The sequence below is a fragment of the Xylophilus sp. GW821-FHT01B05 genome (assembly GCA_038961845.1).
Lineage (GTDB): Bacteria > Pseudomonadota > Gammaproteobacteria > Burkholderiales > Burkholderiaceae_C > Xylophilus.
In genome coordinates, this window is the sequence record CP152408.1 from 198,643 (window position 1) to 217,896 (window position 19,254).

General features: G+C 67.8%; 16 protein-coding genes and 1 pseudogene. 6 read left to right on the forward strand and 11 right to left on the reverse strand.

The annotated features are described in order from the left end of the window. Window positions 1–475 precede the first annotated feature (475 nt). The gene (locus AAFF27_00935; protein ID XAH23783.1) at window positions 476–1,738 is read left to right on the forward strand and encodes a TULIP family P47-like protein; all 1,263 of its coding nucleotides are present in this window, start codon (window positions 476–478) and stop codon (window positions 1,736–1,738) included. A gap of 28 nt (window positions 1,739–1,766) precedes the next feature. Further along, window positions 1,767–3,329 carry a TULIP family P47-like protein gene (locus AAFF27_00940; GenBank protein XAH23784.1) on the forward strand — a complete coding sequence of 521 codons (1,563 nt, stop codon included), beginning with the start codon at window positions 1,767–1,769 and terminating at the stop codon, window positions 3,327–3,329. Window positions 3,330–3,732: 403 nt separating this feature from the next. Here AAFF27_00940 and AAFF27_00945 read toward each other — a convergent pair whose 3' ends face one another. The 9 genes from AAFF27_00945 to AAFF27_00985 all read right to left on the reverse strand — a co-directional run bounded on the left by AAFF27_00945 (window position 3,733) and on the right by AAFF27_00985 (window position 13,005). Further along, window positions 3,733–4,722, reverse strand: a complete 990-nt coding sequence (locus tag AAFF27_00945; protein XAH23785.1) for a D-2-hydroxyacid dehydrogenase family protein — start codon at window positions 4,720–4,722, stop codon at window positions 3,733–3,735. After that, entirely contained in the window at window positions 4,719–6,089 is a 1,371-nt protein-coding gene (locus AAFF27_00950; protein ID XAH23786.1) for an MmgE/PrpD family protein, read from the reverse strand. The genes AAFF27_00945 and AAFF27_00950 overlap by 4 nt, the downstream gene beginning before the upstream one ends. 10 nt (window positions 6,090–6,099) lie before the next feature. Beyond that, window positions 6,100–7,083: a tripartite tricarboxylate transporter substrate binding protein gene (locus tag AAFF27_00955; GenBank protein ID XAH23787.1), complete on the reverse strand. Its 984-nt coding sequence runs from the start codon at window positions 7,081–7,083 to the stop codon at window positions 6,100–6,102. Between the two features lie 73 nt (window positions 7,084–7,156). Next, window positions 7,157–7,849, reverse strand: a complete 693-nt coding sequence (locus tag AAFF27_00960) for an FCD domain-containing protein (GenBank protein XAH23788.1) — start codon at window positions 7,847–7,849, stop codon at window positions 7,157–7,159. A gap of 178 nt (window positions 7,850–8,027) precedes the next feature. Continuing rightward, a complete protein-coding gene (locus tag AAFF27_00965; protein XAH23789.1) occupies window positions 8,028–9,452 on the reverse strand; it encodes an FAD-linked oxidase C-terminal domain-containing protein in 1,425 nt (474 codons plus the stop codon). Then, window positions 9,449–10,930 carry a carboxylesterase family protein gene (locus tag AAFF27_00970; protein XAH23790.1) on the reverse strand — a complete coding sequence of 494 codons (1,482 nt, stop codon included), beginning with the start codon at window positions 10,928–10,930 and terminating at the stop codon, window positions 9,449–9,451. Before AAFF27_00970 ends, AAFF27_00965 begins: the two co-directional genes overlap by 4 nt. Then, complete coding sequence (locus tag AAFF27_00975; protein ID XAH23791.1) at window positions 10,927–11,919, reverse strand: tripartite tricarboxylate transporter substrate binding protein; 993 nt, start codon at window positions 11,917–11,919, stop codon at window positions 10,927–10,929. The genes AAFF27_00970 and AAFF27_00975 overlap by 4 nt, the downstream gene beginning before the upstream one ends. 23 nt (window positions 11,920–11,942) lie before the next feature. Further along, entirely contained in the window at window positions 11,943–12,563 is a 621-nt protein-coding gene (locus AAFF27_00980; GenBank protein ID XAH23792.1) for a TetR/AcrR family transcriptional regulator, read from the reverse strand. Window positions 12,564–12,642: 79 nt separating this feature from the next. After that, entirely contained in the window at window positions 12,643–13,005 is a 363-nt protein-coding gene (locus tag AAFF27_00985; protein ID XAH23793.1) for an EF-hand domain-containing protein, read from the reverse strand. Window positions 13,006–13,190: 185 nt separating this feature from the next. On the opposite strand from AAFF27_00985, the gene AAFF27_00990 reads away from it, so the two are divergent. Next, window positions 13,191–13,754 carry a cob(I)yrinic acid a,c-diamide adenosyltransferase gene (locus AAFF27_00990; protein ID XAH23794.1) on the forward strand — a complete coding sequence of 188 codons (564 nt, stop codon included), beginning with the start codon at window positions 13,191–13,193 and terminating at the stop codon, window positions 13,752–13,754. 3 nt (window positions 13,755–13,757) lie between these two features. Continuing rightward, a complete protein-coding gene (locus tag AAFF27_00995) occupies window positions 13,758–14,657 on the forward strand; it encodes a LysR substrate-binding domain-containing protein (protein ID XAH23795.1) in 900 nt (299 codons plus the stop codon). Window positions 14,658–14,721: 64 nt separating this feature from the next. Here AAFF27_00995 and AAFF27_01000 read toward each other — a convergent pair. Continuing rightward, window positions 14,722–15,684 (reverse strand): annotated as a pseudogene (locus tag AAFF27_01000) (IS1595 family transposase). 236 nt (window positions 15,685–15,920) lie between these two features. Beyond that, window positions 15,921–17,129, reverse strand: a complete 1,209-nt coding sequence (locus AAFF27_01005; protein XAH26354.1) for a D-amino acid dehydrogenase — start codon at window positions 17,127–17,129, stop codon at window positions 15,921–15,923. 242 nt (window positions 17,130–17,371) lie between these two features. Between AAFF27_01005 and AAFF27_01010 the strand changes: the two genes are divergently transcribed. Beyond that, complete coding sequence (locus AAFF27_01010; GenBank protein XAH23796.1) at window positions 17,372–18,250, forward strand: transporter substrate-binding domain-containing protein; 879 nt, start codon at window positions 17,372–17,374, stop codon at window positions 18,248–18,250. 162 nt (window positions 18,251–18,412) lie between these two features. Then, window positions 18,413–19,156, forward strand: coding sequence for an amino acid racemase (locus tag AAFF27_01015; GenBank protein XAH23797.1), 744 nt, complete (start codon window positions 18,413–18,415; stop codon window positions 19,154–19,156). The last annotated feature ends 98 nt before the right edge of the window (window positions 19,157–19,254 follow it).

The window sequence follows — 19,254 nt, forward strand, 5'->3', positions numbered from 1 at the left end:
GCATGCGGCACGTGTTCACGATTTGCATGCAAGGCCGGCCAGAACGCCCCACCGCCACCGTGCCGGCCAGGCAGCGGCCTACCTAGTTTCGGGGATGTACAGCTTGTTGCAAGCTGGGCAGCATCGGCGGCATTGGCGTGTCCATCCCGGGCGCGCGCGCAGGACCGTCCCATGCCCGCCTTGCACCGCCTCCTTATCCCCCCGGCCCTGCTGCTGGGCAATGCCAGCTGCGATGAGATCTGGGTCAAGCAGGGCCTGTGTTGTACGACCCACCCCAGCAGACCTTCACGGTCCAGGATGAGTACTTCACGCCGTTCCCGCCGCCGGCTATCGGCATGGCGACCGAATGCTTCAGCGCCACCTTCATCACCGACAGTGGCTGGCGTGGTCATGGCTGCTTTAGCTACGGCTACCAGTACGTCGAAACGTCCCCGTCGCGCCGGCCGCATAACACCCGTCTAAGGAGAGGTATGTCATGAACATGAATGGATGGGACACCGTCTACGCGCTCAACATCGTCAACGCCAACCAGGCGCTGGCATCGAGCCTGAGCCAGCTAGTCCCGGGGGTGCAAGGCGAGATCAGCGGCGTCCTCGGCAATTACACCGTTTCGGTCGAGTTCGGCGCCTGGCAGATCGCCTTGGGCGGCTCTAGCCAACTGATCAATCTTCAGGTGCCGATCATCGGCGGCAGTATCACCTCGACCGGCGGCCAGTCGATCTCGCTGAAGGGCTATACGGCCTTATTCAGCGTCTCGCTCAAGCTACTGACCAGCGCGCCCCAGCAGCAAGCGCTACGCTTCGATTTCACCCAAGCAGGCACGCTCGGCCAATCGCCGGCGCCCGGCGTGGTGGTGCCGCTGGGCTTCGTCGGCGCCGCGCCCGACCCGACGGTCGGCACGCTGGCTCTGAACGCCATCGCCACCGGCCTCGTGGCCCAAGCCGCCAAGCTGCATTTCGCCTTCGCCCAGATCAACTTAGTGCCGTCGGGGGCTAATAGCTGGCTGGCGCCGCATCAGTTGGCCTACGCGTTCTTCGCCAACCTGCAAAACCAGGGCTTCCTGGCGATCCTGTCCACTACCGGCGACCCGACCAGGCTGCCAGTTACGGTCGATCCCCAACTGACCGCGGGTGGTACGGCCGGCTTCGCGTTCTCATTGCCGCTGTTCTTCAGGAACTGCGTGATTCCGCAGATGGCGGCCACGCTGCCGAGCAACCCGGTCAACAAGTTTGTCGTCAACAACAACGTGCCGCCCCAAGTGGTGTTGACCTCGGGCACTGGTCTGGGCCACGTCAAAGTCGGCGCGATCACCTATCACCCGTCGATGGACGGTTTCTGCGCCACCCCGGGTGTGAACCAGATGCGGATCAACGTCAACGGTGGCTGCAATGTCCGTGCCGGCCTGTCGATGAGCTGGAGCGGCAACGTCACCAACAGCTTCCAGTTCAACGCCCAGAAGCAGACCATCGACTTCGTGGCTGGCTCACCCTCGCTCAGACACAACATCCGTATCCCTTGGTACTACTGGCTACTCTCCCCCATCATCACCGCGATCGCCAAAGGCGTTGCCAGTCTGATCGGCAACAGCATCGCTTCCTTCATAAAAGGCAAAGTGGGCGCCGGCCTGATGAGCGCGGCGCCGCCGACATCGGTGCAGTTCGCCGGCATGAAACAGTTTCACGTCACTGGTGCTGTGTTCGACGGCGCCGTCATCCTCACTGGTCAACCCGGCCAGTAATCGTCTCAGAGCAAGAAAGGAAATCGACATGAGCGCTACCGCCAACGCCATCGCCCTCGACCACCCGATGCGCTTCCAGTTCCCGCTGCCCGAAGCGCGCAACGCTCCAATCGACATTGCTCTGCCACCGCTCAGACAAGGCATCGTGCTGCCACCTCTGCCGCTCAACGACACGCCCATCCATAACACTCTCGGTTGGGATACCGTGTTCGCGGTCCCAGTCGTCGAAGTGAACAAGCATTTCTCCCGGCCGGACCTGTATCCGCTCGATTTCGAAGGCACCCTGTCCGGCGCCCTGTTCACCGTGAATGTGAGTGGCGTGTTCAGGCCGTGGAGCATCGCTCTGAACGGTTCGGGCGCCATCCTCAACCTGTCAATCCCGATCGCCAGCGGCCGCATGACTGGCGGACAAACCGGCACCGCTGTTGTCCTGGCTGGCGGCAGTATCTCTGTCGAGGTCAAGCTCAACTATCTGCCCCAGCCGGCTCAGGGCCCGGCCGGCACGCCGAACCAACTGCAGGTCTCCACCAAGGCGATTAACGCCACTGGCAACATCGCCCAGGTGACCAACGTGGCGGTACCAGGCCAGACCGACCAAACCCTGCTTGGGGCCATCCAAGGGGCGTTTCAGGACTTCTTCAACAAGCACTTGGACCGCATCACCTACGTGTTCAACACTGTCAACCTGGGCGCGGTAGCCGACCAGGACGCCTTCACGTGGCTGCAGCCGACCTATACGTCCTACGCGTACTACGACGCCCCGACCCTCGACAGGGCAGTGTTTGGCGTGCTGTGCATGGTCAGCGGCAATTCACCGGGACAGAATTCGAACCAGATTGGCCCCGGCTCGATCCCCAGCGGCGCTCAGTCCGGCTTCAATATCTCCGACCAGTTGTTTATGAAGCGGATGGTGCTGCCGGTGATGGCGAATTCGTTTAACGCCGGCAACTCGGCCACCATCGACCAGACCTACTTCAAGATCACCAACAACGACACGGTTATCTCGAACGCCAAGACCATCCCGATGCCCAAGGTGCGCCACGGGTCGATCAACTACCATCCAAAGTGCACCGATTTCAAAGTCACTCTGCAGGCGACGCAGATCATTGTCTACAGCAAGGTACACATCGAAATTTCACCGGGCATCGATGCCTATGTCGAAAGCACGAACTACTTTGACCTCAAGCTGCAGACCGACGACAAGGGCAACCAGTACCTAGCCTACGAAATAGCAGCCCCGGCCAGGACCCATCACTGGGTAGATGTGGCCACCGGCATCGTCATTGCCGGGATTGTCATCGGCATCGTCGGCGCCGTGGCCGCGGGTGTGGCTGCCAAAATCCTGGAGGGTGCAATGCGTGTCGTCGTGGGCATCATCATCGTCGTTGTGGCGGGCGTGGCGGCGGCTGTCCCGCAGCTGATCGCCAAGATCACTTCCAGTGGCGTGATCGGCCACCTGCCTAGCATCGGCGCGCTGGTCACCGCCGCCACCAACAAGATCAAGTGGAGCGGCGGCCAAGACTTCGACATCAAGCTGGTCCAGCTGAACGGCTCGCTCCAGATGGGCGGGCTAGCCTTCCCGACGAACTGAGCCTGCTATGGCCCGCCTCCGCGTTTGCACAGTTTGAGGAGGCGGCTGGAATGACGTGTCATCCTGTCCTGAGGTCGGTATGACGTCAGCCTGGACACCGCCAGCCTGCGCACGGGGGCATCAACTCGTAGGCACCCCTCGACGGATCTCAGAGCAAGCCTGCCGGCTTGGCTTGGCGGCACCAGTTGCTGCTGCGCCTGGTTAGTGGTACCGCCCGACGGTGACTGTTCGGCCGTCATGCCCATGGCGCTGCATACTTGGAATGGAGCACATCAAAGAAAGGCCCAGCCATCCGAAGATGAACTGGGCCTTTGAGGTTTGAACTTAGTACTACAGCCGCCCCTTAAATCATCTGGATGCCAAGGCATATAGCTTTGTAATCAATAGCGATAGAAGGCGATTCTCACAGCACCGGCACCTGCCGCGGCAGCGCCTGCTGCTGCAGCCAGGCCAGCAGGCACTCGGCGGTGTCGTCGGCAAAGCGCTGGAACACTGGCTCGCTGACAAAGCCCATGTGCGGTGTCAGCAGCAGGTTGGGGGCCTGGCGCAGTGGGTCGTCTGCGGCCAGGGGCTCGGCGTCGAACACATCGAGCGCGGCGGCGCCGGGGCGGCCCCAGGCCAGCGCTTCGGCCAGCGCGGCATGGTTGACCAGGGCCGAGCGCGAGGTGTTCACCAGCAGGCTGCCCGGGCGCATCAGCGCCAGGCGCTCGGCGTTCAGCAGATTGCGTGTTTGCGGTGTGGGCACCAGGTGCAGGCTGACCACTTGCGAGGTCTCCAGCAGTTCCTCCAGCGGCAAAAACTGCGCACCGTGCTCGGCCGCGCGCTCGGCCGTCATGCGCGGGCTCCAGGCCACCACTTCCATGCCAAAGGCCTTGCCGATGCGCGCCACGCGCCCACCGATCTCGCCCAGGCCGATCAGGCCCAGGCGCTGGCCGTGCAGCACGCCCGGCAGCGGGCCGCCGGCCGGGTCGCGCCAGTGGCCGGCGCGCAGGCGTGCCGATTGCGCCTCCAGCTGCCGCGTGGCGGCCAGGATCAGCGCCCAGGCCATTTCGCAGGTGCTGTCCTTGGACGGGCCCCAGCCGGTGTGGCTGACCGGGATGTTGCGCGCCTGCAGCGCGGCCAGGTCGAGCCGGGTGTTGCGCGTGCCGGTAAAGACCAGGTAGCGCAGCTGCGGCAGGCGCGCCAGCAGCGCGGCGTCGAAGGGCGTGCGGTCGCGCATCAGCACCACGGCGTCGGCGTACTGCAGCGCGCGCTGCAAGGCATCGCCCTGCAGCGGCGCGTGGTGCACGGTGACGTCGGCCAGTGCCTCGATCTGGCTCCAGTCGGCCAGGCGTTGCAGTGCGCGCTCCCAGTCGTCCAGGACGACGATGCGCGCGCGTGCCGTGGCGCTCATGGCCGCGTCAGCGCTGCCAGGCCGCGCACATCGGCCGCGCTGCCCAGTTGCCAGCAGGCGTCTATCAACTGCGCCGTGCGCTCGGTGCCCAGGATGGCATCGGACATGCCGCTGAACTTGGCCACCAGGTCGGCGTCGCTCATGGGCCGCTGCAGCGAGCCAATGGCGTGCTTGATAAAGACCTGCACGCGCCGGCCGTTGGTGAGCACGGCGGTGACGTCGGCGCTGGCCTCGTCGATGCCGTCGTTGACCGTGGCCACGACCTTGCGGCGCAGCGCGACCACGTCGGCGCGGGTGACGATGTCGTCGGCGTATTCGTCTTCGGTGGCCTTGCCAAACAGCAGGCCGGCGGCGCAGCCGTGGTAGACGCTGAACTTGGCGGCCAGGCCGTCGGCGGGCTCCTTCTTGCCGGTGAGTTCAAGCACCAGCGAATGCACTTTCAGCTCGATGCGCTCGACCTGCTCGGCCGTCACGCCCTGTTCGCGCAGCTGCACGCAGGCGTCGATGCTGGGGTGGATCACGATGCCGCAGGCAAAGGGCTTGTAGCTGTTGAAGGAGATCTCGAAGCGCTGGCCCAGCTCGTCGGTGATCTCGTTCCACGCGTGCTTGGTGGAGACCACCTGGGCAAAGCCGCGTGGCGCCTCCAGTGCGCGCAGGCTGGCGGTAAAGCCCTGCTGCGCCAGCAAGGCCGACATCAGGCCCGCACGCGCCGCCGCGCCCGGGTGGAAGGGCTTGGTCATGGTGCCGAACTGCTCGCGCAAGCCCACCGGCTGCGAGGCCGCAATGCCCAGCGCCATCTGCGTCTGGTCGGCGTTCAGGCCCAGCAGGCGCGCGCAGCCGGCGGCCGCGCCCAGCACGCCGGTGGTGCCGGTGATGTGCCAGCCACGGTCGTAGTGCTCGGGGTAGACCATGTTGCCGGCGCGGCAGGCCACGTCTATGCCCAGCACCAGCGCGTCTATCACTTGCCGGCCCGAGGCGCCGGTGTGCTCGGCCAGCGCCAGCAGCGCAGACGCCACCGGCCCGGCCGGGTGGATGATGGTTTTGAGGTGCGTGTCGTCGAAATCAAAGGTGTGCGAGGTAATGCCGTTGATCAGCGCCGCGCTGGCGATGTCGACCTTCTCTGCGCGCCCGGCAATGCTGGCCTGCGGCGCCGGCTGCAGCACCTGGACGGCGGCCAGCGCGGCGTTGGCCGCCTCGTGGTGCGCCGCGCCCACGGCGCAGCCCAGCCAGTTGAGGAAGGTGCGGTGCGCCTCGTGGTCCACCGCATCGCTCCAGCCGCGCGAAGGGTGGTTCGCGACGTACTCGGCCAGGATGCGGGTGATGGGCGGGGCGTTGTGGTCGGCGTCGACCTGGGTGTTGCGTGCCATGGTGAAAAAATCAGTCCAGAGAAATGTTTTGGGCGCGCGCCAGTTGCGTCCAGCGCGCGATGTCTTTTTGGATGTACACGCCGAACTCGGCTGCGCTCATGGGCATGGGCTCTACCGCTTCGGTGGACAGCTTCTCGCGCATGTCGGGCGCCTTCAGCACGCTGTTCAAGCTGCTGTTGAGCTTTTGCACGATGTCGGCCGGGATGCCGGCCGGGCCGACCACGCCGTACCACTGCATGGCGTCGAAATTTTTCAGGCCCAGCTCATCCAGCGTGGGCACGTCCTTGATCTGCGCCGCGCGCACATTGCCGGTCACGGCCAAGGCGCGCACGCGGCCGGCGCGGATGTGCTGCAGGGCCGCCGCCAGGCCGGGGAACACCGCCTGCGTCTGGCCGCCCATGGCATCGGTCAAGGCCGGGGCAATGCCACGGTAGGGGATGTGGACCATGGGCGTGCCCAACTGCTGCGCCAGCAGCTCCATGGTCAGGTGGGTGAGCGAGCCGGCGCCGGCCGAGCCGTAGCTGACCTTGCCCTTGTTGGCCTGCAGGTAGGCGACAAATTCCTTGAAGTTCTGCACCGGCAGCTTGGGGTCGATCACCAGCACGTTGGGCGTGGCGCCGATCATGCCGATCGGGGTGAAGTCCTTCACCGCGTCATAGGGAACCTTGCGCGTGGCCGGGCTGGTGCCGTGGGTGGCGACGTAGCCCTGCATCAGCGTGTAGCCGTCGGGCGCGGATTTGGCCGTGTTCTGGCTGGCAATGATGCCGCCGCCACCGCCCTGGTTCTCCACCACGAAGCCCTGGCCCAGCGCGCGGCCCCAGCGCTCGGTCACCGTGCGGCCGACCAGGTCGCTGCCGCCGCCGGCCGATACCGGCACGATGTAGCGCAGCATCTTGTCGGGGAAGGCGCTTTGCGCCTCGGCCAGGCCGGGCAGGCCCGCCAGCGCCGGGGACAGCAAGGCCGGTGCGGCCTGGAGCAGGGTACGTCGTTGCATGAGTCTCTCCTTGGGTGATGAACTGGATGCGGAACGAGCGCAGGGCACGGCGCCTGCGCGGGGGGGCCGGCGCTCAGCCAGCGCGGGGCAGTCTTTCGTGGGCGCCCCGGACGTGGGCGGCCAGCAGCGTCTCGCACAGCGCGTCGTCGCCGGCGCGCAGCGCCGCGGCAATGGCGCGGTGCTCGGCAATCGAGGCCTGCATGCCCATGTCCTGCGACAGGTTCTTGAGCCGCGTGAGGTGCAGCTTCTGCACCACGCCACGGTAGGTGTCGGCCAGCGGCGCGTTGCCTGCGGCCTCCACCATCAGCCAGTGAAAGCGCAGGTTCTCGGCGTAGTAGCGCGGCACGTCGGGCGCGTCGGCGGCGTCCTGCATCAGCGCGATGGATGCATCCAGCGTGTCGGCCAGCGCCGTGCGGCGGGCCGGCTCCAGTTGCGCGGCGCGGCGCCCGGCATAGCCGTCGAGCAGCGCGCGCAATTCATACAGCCCGCGGATCTCGGCCGCGGGCAGCTCGCGCACGAACACGCCCGAATGCTTGCGCGCCACCACCAGGCCCGAGCTCTCCAGCTCGCGCAGCGCCTCGCGCACGGGCACCCGCGAAATCCCCAGCCGCGCCGCCACATCGGGCTCGTTGATGCGCGCCCCCGCCGGCAGTTCACCCCGCAGGATCAGCCCCAGCACGTCTTCCCGCACCAGCTTGGCCAGCGAGGTATCGCGCACGGCCGCCAGTTGGCTGGGTGCGGTGGTGAGGGATTGCCAGGGGAGCATGCGGTGGTTTCAGGAGGTGTTTCGAATATCGTATACGAATAAAAACAAATTGACACGTGTTTTGTGGGAGGGCGCCCGGCCTCTACCGGGCGCGCGGGCCGGCAAGACAGAGCCCATGTGGGTCTACGCCGGCGCCGAGCATTGAACGGGCCATCATGGAGGGCCCGGCACACCCGCCCTACAGCGAAAAGATCTTCCCCGGATTGAGGATGTTCTTCGGGTCCATCGCGCGCTTGATGGTGCGCATCATGTCGATGGCACCCGCGCCGGCTTCGTCCACCAGAAAGCCCATCTTGTGCAGGCCCACGCCGTGTTCGCCGGTGCAGGTGCCTTCCAGGCGCAGCGCGCGCTCGACCAGGGTGTGGTTCAGGCGCTCGGCGGTGGCGCGTTCTTCGGCGCTGTCGGGGTCGATCAAGTAGCCGAAGTGGAAGTTGCCGTCGCCCACGTGGCCGACCAAAAAGTAGGGGATGCCGCTGGCGTCGGCCTCGGCCACGGAATCCAGCAGGCAATCGGCCAGGCGCGAGATCGGCACGCAGGTGTCGGTGGAGATGGCGCGGCAGCCCGGGCGCGACTGGATCGCCGCAAAGTAGGCGTTGTGGCGCGCGGTCCAGAGGCGGGTGCGTTCCTCGGGCGTGCTGGCCCATTCAAAGGCGTTGCCGCCGAATTCACCGGCGATGTCTTGCACCGTCTCGGCCTGCTCCTTCACGCTGGCGGGCGTGCCGTGGAATTCCATCAGCAGCATGGGCTCTTCGCGCAGCGTGGTCTTGGAATGCGTGTTGACCATGCGCACGGTGTTGGCGTCGATCAGCTCCACCCGCGCGATCGGCACGCCGATCTGGATGGTCTGGATGGTGGCGCGCACGGCGGCCTCGATGCTGGGGAAGGAACAGATCGCGGCCGACACCGCTTCAGGCAGCGGGTACAGGCGCAGCGTGACCTCGGTGATGATGCCCAGCGTGCCTTCGCTGCCCACGAACAGGCGCGTGAGGTCATAGCCTGCGGCCGACTTGCGTGCGCGCGTGCCGGTGCGCAGTACCTCGCCGCTGGCGCTCACCACCTCCAGCGCCAGCACGTTCTCGCGCATGGTGCCGTAGCGCACGGCGTTGGTGCCGCTGGCGCGCGTGGCAGCCATGCCGCCCAGCGAGGCGTCGGCGCCCGGGTCTATCGGGAAGAACAGGCCGCTGTCCTTGATCTGCTCGTTGAGCTGCTTGCGCGTGATGCCGGGCTGCACCGTCACCGTGAGGTCGTCTGCATCGAGCCGCAGGATGCGGTTCATGCGCGATACGTCCACGCTGATGCCGCCCTGCACCGCCAGCAGATGGCCTTCCAGCGACGAGCCGCTGCCAAAGGCGATCACTGGCACCGCGTGCGCGTCGGCAATGCGCAGCGCATCGGCCACGTCCTGCGTGCTTTCGGCAAACACCACGGCGGCGGGCGGCGGCGCCTGGAAGGAGGATTCGTCGCGGCCGTGCTGCTCGCGCACGGCCTGGGCCGTGGAGCATTGCGCGCCAAAGCGCGCGGCCAGGGCATCGAGCATGGCGGCGGGCACCGCGCGCTGGGCGATGGTGGGCAACAGGTGGGTAGCGGTGGTGGGGGCGTTCATGTGGGGTCTCCGGGGGAGGGAAAGATAGCACTCCACTGCGCTGGCGCAGCCAGCGGCAGGGCGATGTCCGCGCTGCCGGCGGTGGCTCCGAGTCGTTCGGTGTGGCGCTGGCCGGCCTGGAAGGGCGCCCAGCCCGGCGTGCCTTCACGCACGAAGCGGCCCCAGGCGGCGTGCATTTGCTGCGCCAGCGCCGCAGGCGGCGCGCTGCCGGCCAGGCCGCGTGCGGTGTTGCTGGCCAGGGTGTTGAAGACAAAGGGCGCCTCCAGCGCATGGGCCGCGCCCATGCGGCCGCCGCAGGCGTCCGAGCGCCAGCCAAAGCGGTAGTGGAAGCTGCGCAGGCCGGCGCTGGCGCACAGCTCGGCTATGCGCAGCGCGGGCAGGCGGTAGTAGTAATCAGACTGCAGCGCGCACAGCCGCTCGCCGGCACTGCCGGGGTAGGCGGCGGCCAGCGCGGGCGGCAGGCCGGTGGCGCGGCAGAAGCTATCCAGCGCGGCCTCGCTGACCTGGGCCATGCGGTTGTCTGGCGCCAGGTAGAAGCGCATTTCTTCGTCGTTCGAGCCGACCAGTACATCCATGCCCTGCAGTTGTGGCGCGGCCTGCGCCAGTTGCTGCAGCACCGGCGCGCGCAGCAGCGTGCCGTCCACCGTGGGGCGAAAGGGCGAGGCCATGCAAAAGGCCGCGCAGTCGCGCTCGGGCATGCCGCGCGCCAACAGTTGCTCCACGCCGCGCAGCAGCTCGGCCAGCGGCAGGGCGGCAAAGGCGGCGCGCGTGGCCGGCACGCCCAGCAGCGCGGCCAGCTCGGCGCCCAGGCGCCCGGCCTGGGCCGTGTCCAGCGTGGCCACGCTGGGGCTTTGCAATATGGCGCGGCGAAACAGCCCGCGCGCCTGCGGCAGGCCCAGCAGGCAGGCCACCGAGCCCGCGCCGGCCGAATGCCCGGCCAGCGTGACCTGCGCCGGGTCGCCGCCAAAGTGCTGGATGTGGCGCTGCACCCATTGCAGCGCGGCGATCTGGTCCAGCAGGCCACGGTTGGCGGGCGCGCCGTCCAGCGCGGCAAAACCGTCCACGCCGACGCGGTAGTTGACCGACACAAACACGATGCCCTGGCGCGCAAAGCCCGCGCCCTCGTACCAGTCCTGGCCGGCATCGGCACGCACAAAGCCGCCGCCGGGCAGCCACAGCAGCACCGGCAGGCCGCGCGCGGCGGGGTCGGGCGTCCAGATATTGAGGTTCAGGCAGTTGCCAATGCTCGCTTGCGCGCTGCGGGCGCCGCCGGGGCGCGGCGGCTGTGGCGGGATTGGGCCAAAGGCCCGCGCGTCGTGCGCGCCTTCAGGCAGGCCCGCCGGCTCGGGCGCGGCAAAGCGGCGCGCGCCGGTCGGTGCCTGGGCATAGGGAATGCCGCGAAACACCGCCACGCCGCCTTCGCGCCGGCCGCGCAGGCCATGCAAGAGAAGCGTGTCGTCTGCCAGCGCCACGCTCACTGCGTGACCAGCCCGAGCTTCTCGATCAGCGGGCGCCAGACCTGCGTGTCGCGCGCGGCCCAGAGCTTCACGTCTTCGGGGGTCGAGGTGACGGTGCTGATGTTCATGCCGGCAAAGCGCTCGCGCAGGGCCGGGTCGGCCATGCATTGCTGGGTGACGGCGTTGAGGCGGTCGATCACCGGGCGCGGCGTGCCGGCGGCGGCCACCAGCGCGCCCCAGGCCGGGCGCTCCAGGTCCTTGAAGTCCATCAGCTCGGCCAGCGCCGGCACATCCGGCAGCAGCGCCGAGCGTTGCGGCGCCAGCACCGCCAGCGGCACGATCTTGCCGGCCTTGACCTGCGGGATGGCGGTGCCCAGCACCAGCGTCATCAGCTGCACCTGGTTGCCCATCAGGCTGGTCATGCCGGCGGCCTCGCCAACGAAGGGCACGTGGGTCATGGGCGCGCCCAGCTTGTCGGCCAGCGCCGTGGTCAGCAGGTGCGCCGGGCTGCCGTTGCCGGGCGAGGCGAAGTTGAGCTGGCCCTTGGTCTCGCGCGCCACGCGGGCCAGGTCGGCCAGGCTGCGAATGCCCGAGCCGGGGCTGGCCGTGAGGATCATCGGGGTGCTGCTCAGCAGCGCGATGCCGTCGAAGTCCTTCAGCGGGTCGTACGGCGGCTTCTTGAAGATGTAGGGCGTGATGGCCATCTGCGACATGCCTATGAACATCACCGTGTAGCCGTCGCGCGGCTGGCTCTCCAGGTAGCGCACCGCCAGCACGCCGTTGGCGCCGGGCTTGTTCTGCACGGTCACCGGCTGCCCCAGTTGCCGCGCCGCGCATTCCGCCCAGCTGCGCGCCATGGTCTCGGAAGAGCTGCCGGGCGGCTGCATGGCGATGATCTGGATGATCTTGTGCGGGTCGGGGTAAGGCGGTGTCTGGGCCGATGCGCTCAGGGCTGCAAGGGCGCAGGCCGCGGCGATTCCGCCGCGCCGCAGGGCGGTTAATGTCGTCATCGTTTGTCTCCGTTGGTGGAATCTCAGTCGGCCTGGCAACGCTGCACGATGGTCTGTGCCAGGGCGGCGAGTTGCGCCTCGCATTCCGCAGCCTGCGGGCCAAACAGCCGCAGCAGGCCCAGGCCGCGCAGCGTGGTGAAGACCATGTCGATGAAGGCGTCGGCGTCGGGGCGGCCGGCCAGTTCGGGGAAGCTGGCGTGAAAGCGCGTGCGCAGGCCCTGCTGCAGCGCCAGGCGCTTGTCGGCGATGTAGTCGCGCACGGCCTCGTCGGTGCTGCAGCCGAAGTACACGTTCCACGCGGCCAGAAAGCGCGGCGGCTCGTAGATGCGCTCCCAGGCGGTGCGCACCAGGGCCTGGGCGCGTTCGGCCAACGGGCCGCTGGCGTCGGGCCAGATGCCGCCGCTGGCCGCGCCGAGCTCGGTCAGGCGGTCTACCACCCGCATCATCAGCACCGCCTTGGAGCTGAAGTGGTGCTGCAGCGCGCCGGGCGTCATGCCGGCGGACTTGGCAATCTCAAAAATCGTCGCGCCCTGGAAGCTCTTGTCCTGGATCACGCCGATGGCGGTGTCTATCAGGTGGTCTTGGGTTTCACGGCTGCGCTCGGCGTGGCTGCGCCGGGCGCGTTGTGGAGCAGGGCTTGGCATTGGAAAAATTTACCATACAGGCATATTCCAAATGACAGGGTTTGCCCTGGGAGCGCCGCCCCGCGCGGCGCTTGGCCGGTCAATTGCCGGTGGCGGAGCGCAGCTCGGCCAGGGAGATCGAGCCGTCGTGGTTGCTGTCGACGCGGTCGAAGTTGCGTGCCACGTCGGGCAGGCGCTCGGCCTCGATGCGGCTCAGCTGGCCGTCGTGGTTGGCGTCGGCGCGGGCAAAGATGGCGGGCACGTCGGGTTTGCCGGCTGCGGCCGCCGACACGGCCGGCGGGGCTGCGGCCGGGCTGCCATCGGGCGTGGCCTGGGCATGGGCGGCCAGCGCGGCGCCCAGCGCCAGGCCGGCAAACAGCATCACGCTGCGGGTGTCGAAGCCGGCCGGGGTGTAGCGGCGGCGGGCAGCGCGGGCGGGAACTTGCGTTGGCACAGAGATCATGTAGCGGTCTTTCAAGAGTGGATGCAAGCTGCATTCGACCCTGCATGGCCGGCCAGGGCCAGCCCTTTTGCCGGGTGTTGCCGCGCTGACATTTGGCTTGCCTTGGAAACATCCACGTGCCCGGGGTAACGCCAGTCCCGCTACAGTCAGCCGCTCACCTTTTCTCTTCCTCCGCGACACAGACCATGGGCAACCGACTCACCCAGATCGCCACCCGCACCGGCGACGACGGCACCACCGGCCTCGGCGACAACAGCCGTGTGCCCAAGGACCACTTGCGCGTGCAGGCCATGGGCGATGTGGACGAGCTCAATTCCCACATCGGCCTGCTGCTGTGCGAGCCGCTGCCGGAGGCCGTGCGCACGCTGCTGGTGGATGTGCAGCACCACCTGTTCGACCTGGGCGGCGAGCTGTCCATCCCCGGCTTCGAGCTGCTGAAAGATGCCGCACTGCTGCAGCTGGACGAGGCCCTGGCCGCGCACAACGCTGCGCTGCCACGGCTGGCCGAATTCATCCTGCCTGCGGGCACGCGCGCCGCATCGCAGGCCCATGTCTGCCGCACCGTGGCGCGGCGTGCCGAGCGCGCCGTGGTGGCGCTGGGCCATGTGGATGCGGTGCGCGATGCGCCGCGCCGCTACCTCAATCGCCTGTCGGATCTGCTGTTTGTGCTGGCACGCGTGCTCAACCGCGTGGATGGCGGTGATGACGTGTATTGGAAGAGCGAGCGCATGAAACGCGACGCGTCCTGAGCCATGCGCCTGCGCCACATCGAAGTCTTCAACGCCATCATGCTGACGGGCAGCGTCAGCGCGGCGGCGCGGCTCATCAACGTTACCCAGCCGGCGGTCAGCCGCACCTTGCAGCATGCCGAGCTGCAGCTGGGCTTCCCGCTGTTCCAGCGCACGCGCGGGCGTCTGGTGCCGACCACCGAGGCGCTCACGCTCTACCCGCACATCGAGCGCCTGTTTGCCCAACTGGACGAGGTGCAGCGCCTGGCCGAGAACCTGCGCACCGCGCAGGACGCGGGCGAGCTGCGCATCCTCACCGTGCTGGCGCTGAGCTACGAGGTACTGCCGCGCGCGCTGCACCTGTTCCGCCAGCAGCATGCGGGCATCGCCATCCGGGTCGAGGCGCTGCACTCGCCGCAGATCATGTCGGCGCTGCTGCTGCGCGAGGCCGATGTCGGCTTTGTCTTCAGCCCGGCCGCGCACCCATCGCTCACGCAAGAGGCCCTGGCCGAGAGCCGCATCGTCTGCATCGCGCCCAAGGGCATGCTGCCAGCGCGCCTGGTGCGGCGCGGCTGGGTGGCGCTGGACGACATCGCCGAGCTGCCCGCCGTGGCGCTGGACGCGCGCGACCCGGTCGGCATCAGCCTGAACCAGGCCTGCCGCGACGCCGGCGTGGGCCTACAGGCCGTGGTAACCGTGCAGACCTACCACGCCGCGCTGTCGATGGCCCACCACGGCCTGGGCGTGGCGCTGGTGGACGGCTGCACCGCCTGCTCGGCCGACCGCGAGAAGGTCGACGTGCTGCGCCTGGAGCCCCACATCCCCGTGCCCATCCGCGTGCTGCGCCAGGCCGACAAGCCGGACTCGGTCGCGGTGCGGGCGATTGCCCGGGCCATGCAGCAGGCGCTGAAGGATGTGGCTTAGTGTCCTTCAAAATGTATAGCTAGAAGCCCAGGTCGGTATTGGGCTAGAGCCACTTTTTACCTGATTAGGTACCTGCCTCAGACATGCGGAGGATGAGCAGAGGCTGGGGCTTGGTAGTAACAGCGGCGCGCAGCAAGCGAGCAGGCATGGAGGAGAGATCAAAGCGGCGGTTGAATCGATACGCAAACTCCGCCAGATAGCGCGCCGCATACTTGGCATGATCAAACGAGTGGTAGGTACCCGCCAGCGCGGTCTTCAGATTGCCTAGCATCGTGTTGACCCAGCGCAGTTCGGGCTTCTTAGCCGCCTCCCGTCCGCCACCGGTCACGTAGCGCTCGTGGGTAGCGCCGATCTGGCGCACCTGCGCAAAGCTGCGCAAGCCATCGGAGACCACGTGGGCCGTGGGAGCCAGGCTCTCTGTGGCCCAGACCTTGAGCGCCTCGTTCGTGAAGGCTGCAACGGGACTCAGGCGCATAAACCTCGGATGGCCTTCGGTATCGGTCTGCACCGCTGCCACAAAGGCTGACTTGCGCCAGGCCCCGCGCCCGCCGTGGATATGGCCGGCACGCTCGCCGCCCAGATAGGCGTCATCAATCTCCACCCGCTCATCCAGACGCCGCGGCGCCTCGCGCAACAGCATGGTCTGCATGAGCTTGTGCTTGACCAGCCAGGCCGTCTTGTAACTCACGCCCAGTTGGCGCCCCAAGGCCAGCGCGCTGATGGAGTTCTTGTGCTGGGTCATCAGATACATCGCCAGAAACCACACCCGCAGAGGCAGCTTGGTGTGCTCAAACACCGTGCCGACGATGCTGGAGGACTGGTAGCCACAGATCAGGCACTCCCACAGCTGGCGCCCATGGCCATTGCGCGTTTAAAACGAGCGTGAACATCCGCAGTGCGCGCAACGCCAGCCCTGGGGCCAGCGGGAGGCAAAGAGAGCGCTCTCGCACTGCTCCTCGTTGCCATAGCGCTCGTGGAACTGCAGCAGCGACAGGCCGGGCTGGAACTGGATGAGGTTCATGGACATGGGATGCCTCGCAGATAACTGGACATAAATCCAGTATCAAACATCCCAGCCAGAATTCAAGTCAGTCTGAGGCAGGTACCTAATCAGGACTTTTTATTCAAATTTCCACGGCGGCAATTTATCGCCGGCAGCGCCCGCGCCACAAGACACCAAAGGCCGCGGAGCAGGCCATGCCAGGACATTCGCGGAACCGGCTTTGCCGGGCAGGGGGTTGGCGAAGGCGCGCAGCCTGGGGGTCACAACATCTTGGCTAGCCGCTCCGCACTGCCAAACGCCAGCGTAAAGCCCAAAGCCCCGTGCCCGGTGTTGAACAGCAGCCCCTCAGGCGCGCCCGGCAGGCGGCCCAGCAGGGGGCGGCCGGTGGGGGTGGCCGGGCGCATGCCGGTCCAGTGCTGCAGCTCGGCCGTGCCGGCCAGTTGCGGGAACACGGCCTGCGTGGCCTGCCGCAGCGTGGCGATGCGCGCCGGCGGAATGCCGGCGTCGTGGCCAATGATCTCGGCCATGCCGGCCACGCGCAGGCGCGAGCCGATGCGGGCGAACACCACCTTGCGCGGGCTGTCGGTCACGCTGACCTGCGGGCCGGCCGGGCCCTGCGCGCCCAGCTCCAGCGTCAGGCTGTAGCCCTTGAGCGGGTAGACCGGCACGCGCACGCCCAGCGGCCGTGCCAGGCGGGCCGAGGCGCTGCCCAGCGCCAGCACAAAGCGGTCGGCCTGCAACGGGCCTTGCGCCGTGCGTACCGCTACGGCGCGGCCGCCGCGTACTTCCAGGCCCAGCACCTCGGTGTTGGTGAGCAGCTTTGCGCCGCGCTGCTGCAAGGCGGCGGCCAGCGCCTGGCACACCTTCAGGCAATCGGCCGCGCATTCGCTGGGCGTGTAGACCGCGCCGGCGATGCCGTGGCGGTAGCCTTCCAGCGCCGGCTCTATCGCCAGGCATTCGGCCGGCGTGACGATGCGCTGCGGCGCGCTGCCCAGCGTCTGCTGCAGCGCCAGTTGGCGCTCGGCGCCGGCCAGTGCAGCCGCGCTGTTGTAGAGCACCAGCTTGCCCTGGGCGCTGAAGTCGCAATCGGGCTGCAGGTCGGCGCGCATGGCCTCGAAGCCGGCGCGGCTCTGGGCCGCCAGCGCCAGCAACTGCGCCGTGGTCTCGCGCGAATCGGCGCTGTTGCAGGCGGCCAGAAACTGCAGCGCCCAGCGCCACTGCTGCGGGTCTAGCCGGGGGCGCAGCTTGAGCGGTGAATCGGCCGCCAGCAGCAGCTTGGGCAGTTGGCGCCACAGGCCCGGGTCGGCCAGCGGCTGCACGTAGGAATAGCTCAGCTGCGCGCCGTTGCCGCCGCTGGCGCCCTGGCCGGGTGCGGCGCGGTCCAGCAGCGTGACCTGGTGGCCCTGGCGTTGCAAGGTGTAGGCGGTGGCCAGGCCGGCAATGCCGGCGCCGAGCACGCAGATGTGCATGGGTTGGGAGGGCATGCGGCCACTGTAGGCGCGCTGTGCCGGGCGGCGCATGCCACTGCGGCGCCGGCCCATGCCGCCCGGTTATGGCCGGCCGCTGGCCTGTGTCGGGCGGTCCATGGCGGTGGAAAACCCATGACTTTTCGGCATGGCCTTGCACAAGGAAAGCATGCGTCGGCAGGGTTCCGGCTTTCTAAACTGCCCCGGAACTTGCTAGTTCCTTCTTTTCATTCCGAAAGGTTCCCATGAAGCTCTCCGCATCGATGGCCGCTGTACTGCTGCTGGCCGCAGGCGTGGCCCAGGCCGACACGCTCTCCAAGATCGCCGAGTCCGGCAAGATCACGTTGGCCTACCGCGAATCGTCGGTGCCCTTCAGCTACGTGCAGGGGCAGGGCCAGCCGATCGGCTTCGCGGTCGATATCTCCAACGCCGTGGTCGACGCGGTGCGCAAGCAGCTCGGCAAGCCCGACATCAAGGTCGAATGGCAGCCGGTGACCTCGCAGAACCGCATCCCGCTGGTGCAGAACGGCACGGTCGACCTGGAATGCGGCTCCACCACCAACAACGCGGCGCGCGGCAAGGAAGTGGGCTTTGCCACCAATTACTTCTATACCGGCACGCGCCTGCTGACCAAGAAATCCTCTGGCGTGAAGAACTACGCCGACCTGGCCGGCAAGCCCATCTCCACCACCACCGGCACCACCAACCTGCAGGTGCTGCGCAAGTACGACGCCGAGAAAAAGCTGGGCATGCAGTTCGTCTATGGCAAGGACCACGCAGACGCCTTCCTGCTGGTGGAAACCGGCCGCGCGCTGGCCTTTGGCATGGACGACATCCTGCTCTACGGCCTGAAGGCCAACGCCAAGAGCCCGGACGACTACGAAGTCACCGGCGACGCGCTGCAGGTCGAGCCCTACGCCTGCATGCTGCGCCTGGACGACGCACCCTTCAAGGCGGTGGTCGATGGCGTCATCAACGGCATGATGAAGTCGGGCAGCTTCGAGAAGCTCTACGACAAGTGGTTCCTGCAACCCATACCGCCGCGCAACGTGGCGCTGAAGGTGCCCATGAGCGCCGAGCTGCGCGCCAACCTCAGCGCCAACAGCGATAAACCCGCGCAGTGAAGAAGTTCACCCCCAGGCTTGCCCACTGCGTGTGGCCGCCCACCCCCTCGCCGGGGGCACATCCTGCGGACCGGCGGAGCCGGTTCCGCGGATGTCCGCGCTTGGCCTGCCCCGCGGCCGCCTGTGTCTTGGTGCCGCGTGCGTTGCTGGCGGAGCATTGAGGTGAGCGCCATACAGACAGTTCATCCTGAGGTCGTGGGCATCCTGGGCGGCATGGGCCCGGCGGCGGGCGCGGACTTTGCGCGCCTGTTTGTGCTGGCCTGCACCCGGCGCATGGAGCAGTTGGGCCTGCCGGTCAACGACCAGGGCTTTCCCGAGCACTGGCTGGCCCAGGTGCCGGTGCCGGACCGCAGCCGCGCGCTGGCTGACACCACGCCCGGCGCGCACCAGCCACTGGACCCGATGCTGATGGCCCTGGGCCGCCTGGCCGCGCTGGGCGCGCGCGCCGTCGCCATTGCCTGCAACACCGCGCATGCCTGGCATGCGCCGCTGCAGGCGCGCTTCCCACAAATAGAACTGCTGCACATCGCCAACGAAACCGCCGCCCACCTGGCAGCGCGCGGCGTGCGCGAGGCCGTGTTGCTGGCCACTGAAGGCACCTACGGCACGGGCCTGTACGACGCCGCCTTGCAGCACGCCGGCGTGACCTGCCACCGCCCCACGCCGGACGAGCGCGCCACGGTGATGCGCGGCATCTACGACGGCGTGAAGGCCGGCGACCTGGCGCTGGCGCGCGAGTGCTTCACCAGCGTGGCCCTTGCCACCGCCAGCCGCCACCCCGGCAGCGCCATCATCATGGGCTGCACCGAGATCCCGCTGGCCCTGCCCGGCCACGTCACAGACCTGGTATTGGTAGACCCCGCAGAAGTGCTGGCCGCAGCCCTGGCGGCCAGGGCCTACGCATAGCACGACCCAAACCCAAGAACACCGTGGATCTGGCTCCGCCAGTCCACAGGTGTTGCCCCCGGAAGGGGGTTGGCGAAGACGCGAAGCGCGTAGCCTGG

Bases quoted from the DNA above. Each gene is read 5' to 3' on its own strand.
- AAFF27_00960 (XAH23788.1), bottom strand. From the start codon at position 7,849: ATGCTCCCCTGGCAATCCCTCACCACCGCACCCAGCCAACTGGCGGCC.
- AAFF27_00935 (XAH23783.1), top strand. From the start codon at position 476: ATGAACATGAATGGATGGGACACCGTCTACGCGCTCAACATCGTCAAC.
- AAFF27_00975 (XAH23791.1), bottom strand. From the start codon at position 11,919: ATGACGACATTAACCGCCCTGCGGCGCGGCGGAATCGCCGCGGCCTGC.
- AAFF27_00950 (XAH23786.1), bottom strand. From the start codon at position 6,089: ATGGCACGCAACACCCAGGTCGACGCCGACCACAACGCCCCGCCCATC.
- AAFF27_00995 (XAH23795.1), top strand. From the start codon at position 13,758: ATGCGCCTGCGCCACATCGAAGTCTTCAACGCCATCATGCTGACGGGC.
- AAFF27_00985 (XAH23793.1), bottom strand. From the start codon at position 13,005: ATGATCTCTGTGCCAACGCAAGTTCCCGCCCGCGCTGCCCGCCGCCGC.
- AAFF27_01010 (XAH23796.1), top strand. From the start codon at position 17,372: ATGAAGCTCTCCGCATCGATGGCCGCTGTACTGCTGCTGGCCGCAGGC.
- AAFF27_00990 (XAH23794.1), top strand. From the start codon at position 13,191: ATGGGCAACCGACTCACCCAGATCGCCACCCGCACCGGCGACGACGGC.
- AAFF27_01005 (XAH26354.1), bottom strand. From the start codon at position 17,129: ATGCACATCTGCGTGCTCGGCGCCGGCATTGCCGGCCTGGCCACCGCC.
- AAFF27_00945 (XAH23785.1), bottom strand. From the start codon at position 4,722: ATGAGCGCCACGGCACGCGCGCGCATCGTCGTCCTGGACGACTGGGAG.
- AAFF27_00955 (XAH23787.1), bottom strand. From the start codon at position 7,083: ATGCAACGACGTACCCTGCTCCAGGCCGCACCGGCCTTGCTGTCCCCG.
- AAFF27_00940 (XAH23784.1), top strand. From the start codon at position 1,767: ATGAGCGCTACCGCCAACGCCATCGCCCTCGACCACCCGATGCGCTTC.
- AAFF27_00980 (XAH23792.1), bottom strand. From the start codon at position 12,563: ATGCCAAGCCCTGCTCCACAACGCGCCCGGCGCAGCCACGCCGAGCGC.
- AAFF27_00965 (XAH23789.1), bottom strand. From the start codon at position 9,452: ATGAACGCCCCCACCACCGCTACCCACCTGTTGCCCACCATCGCCCAG.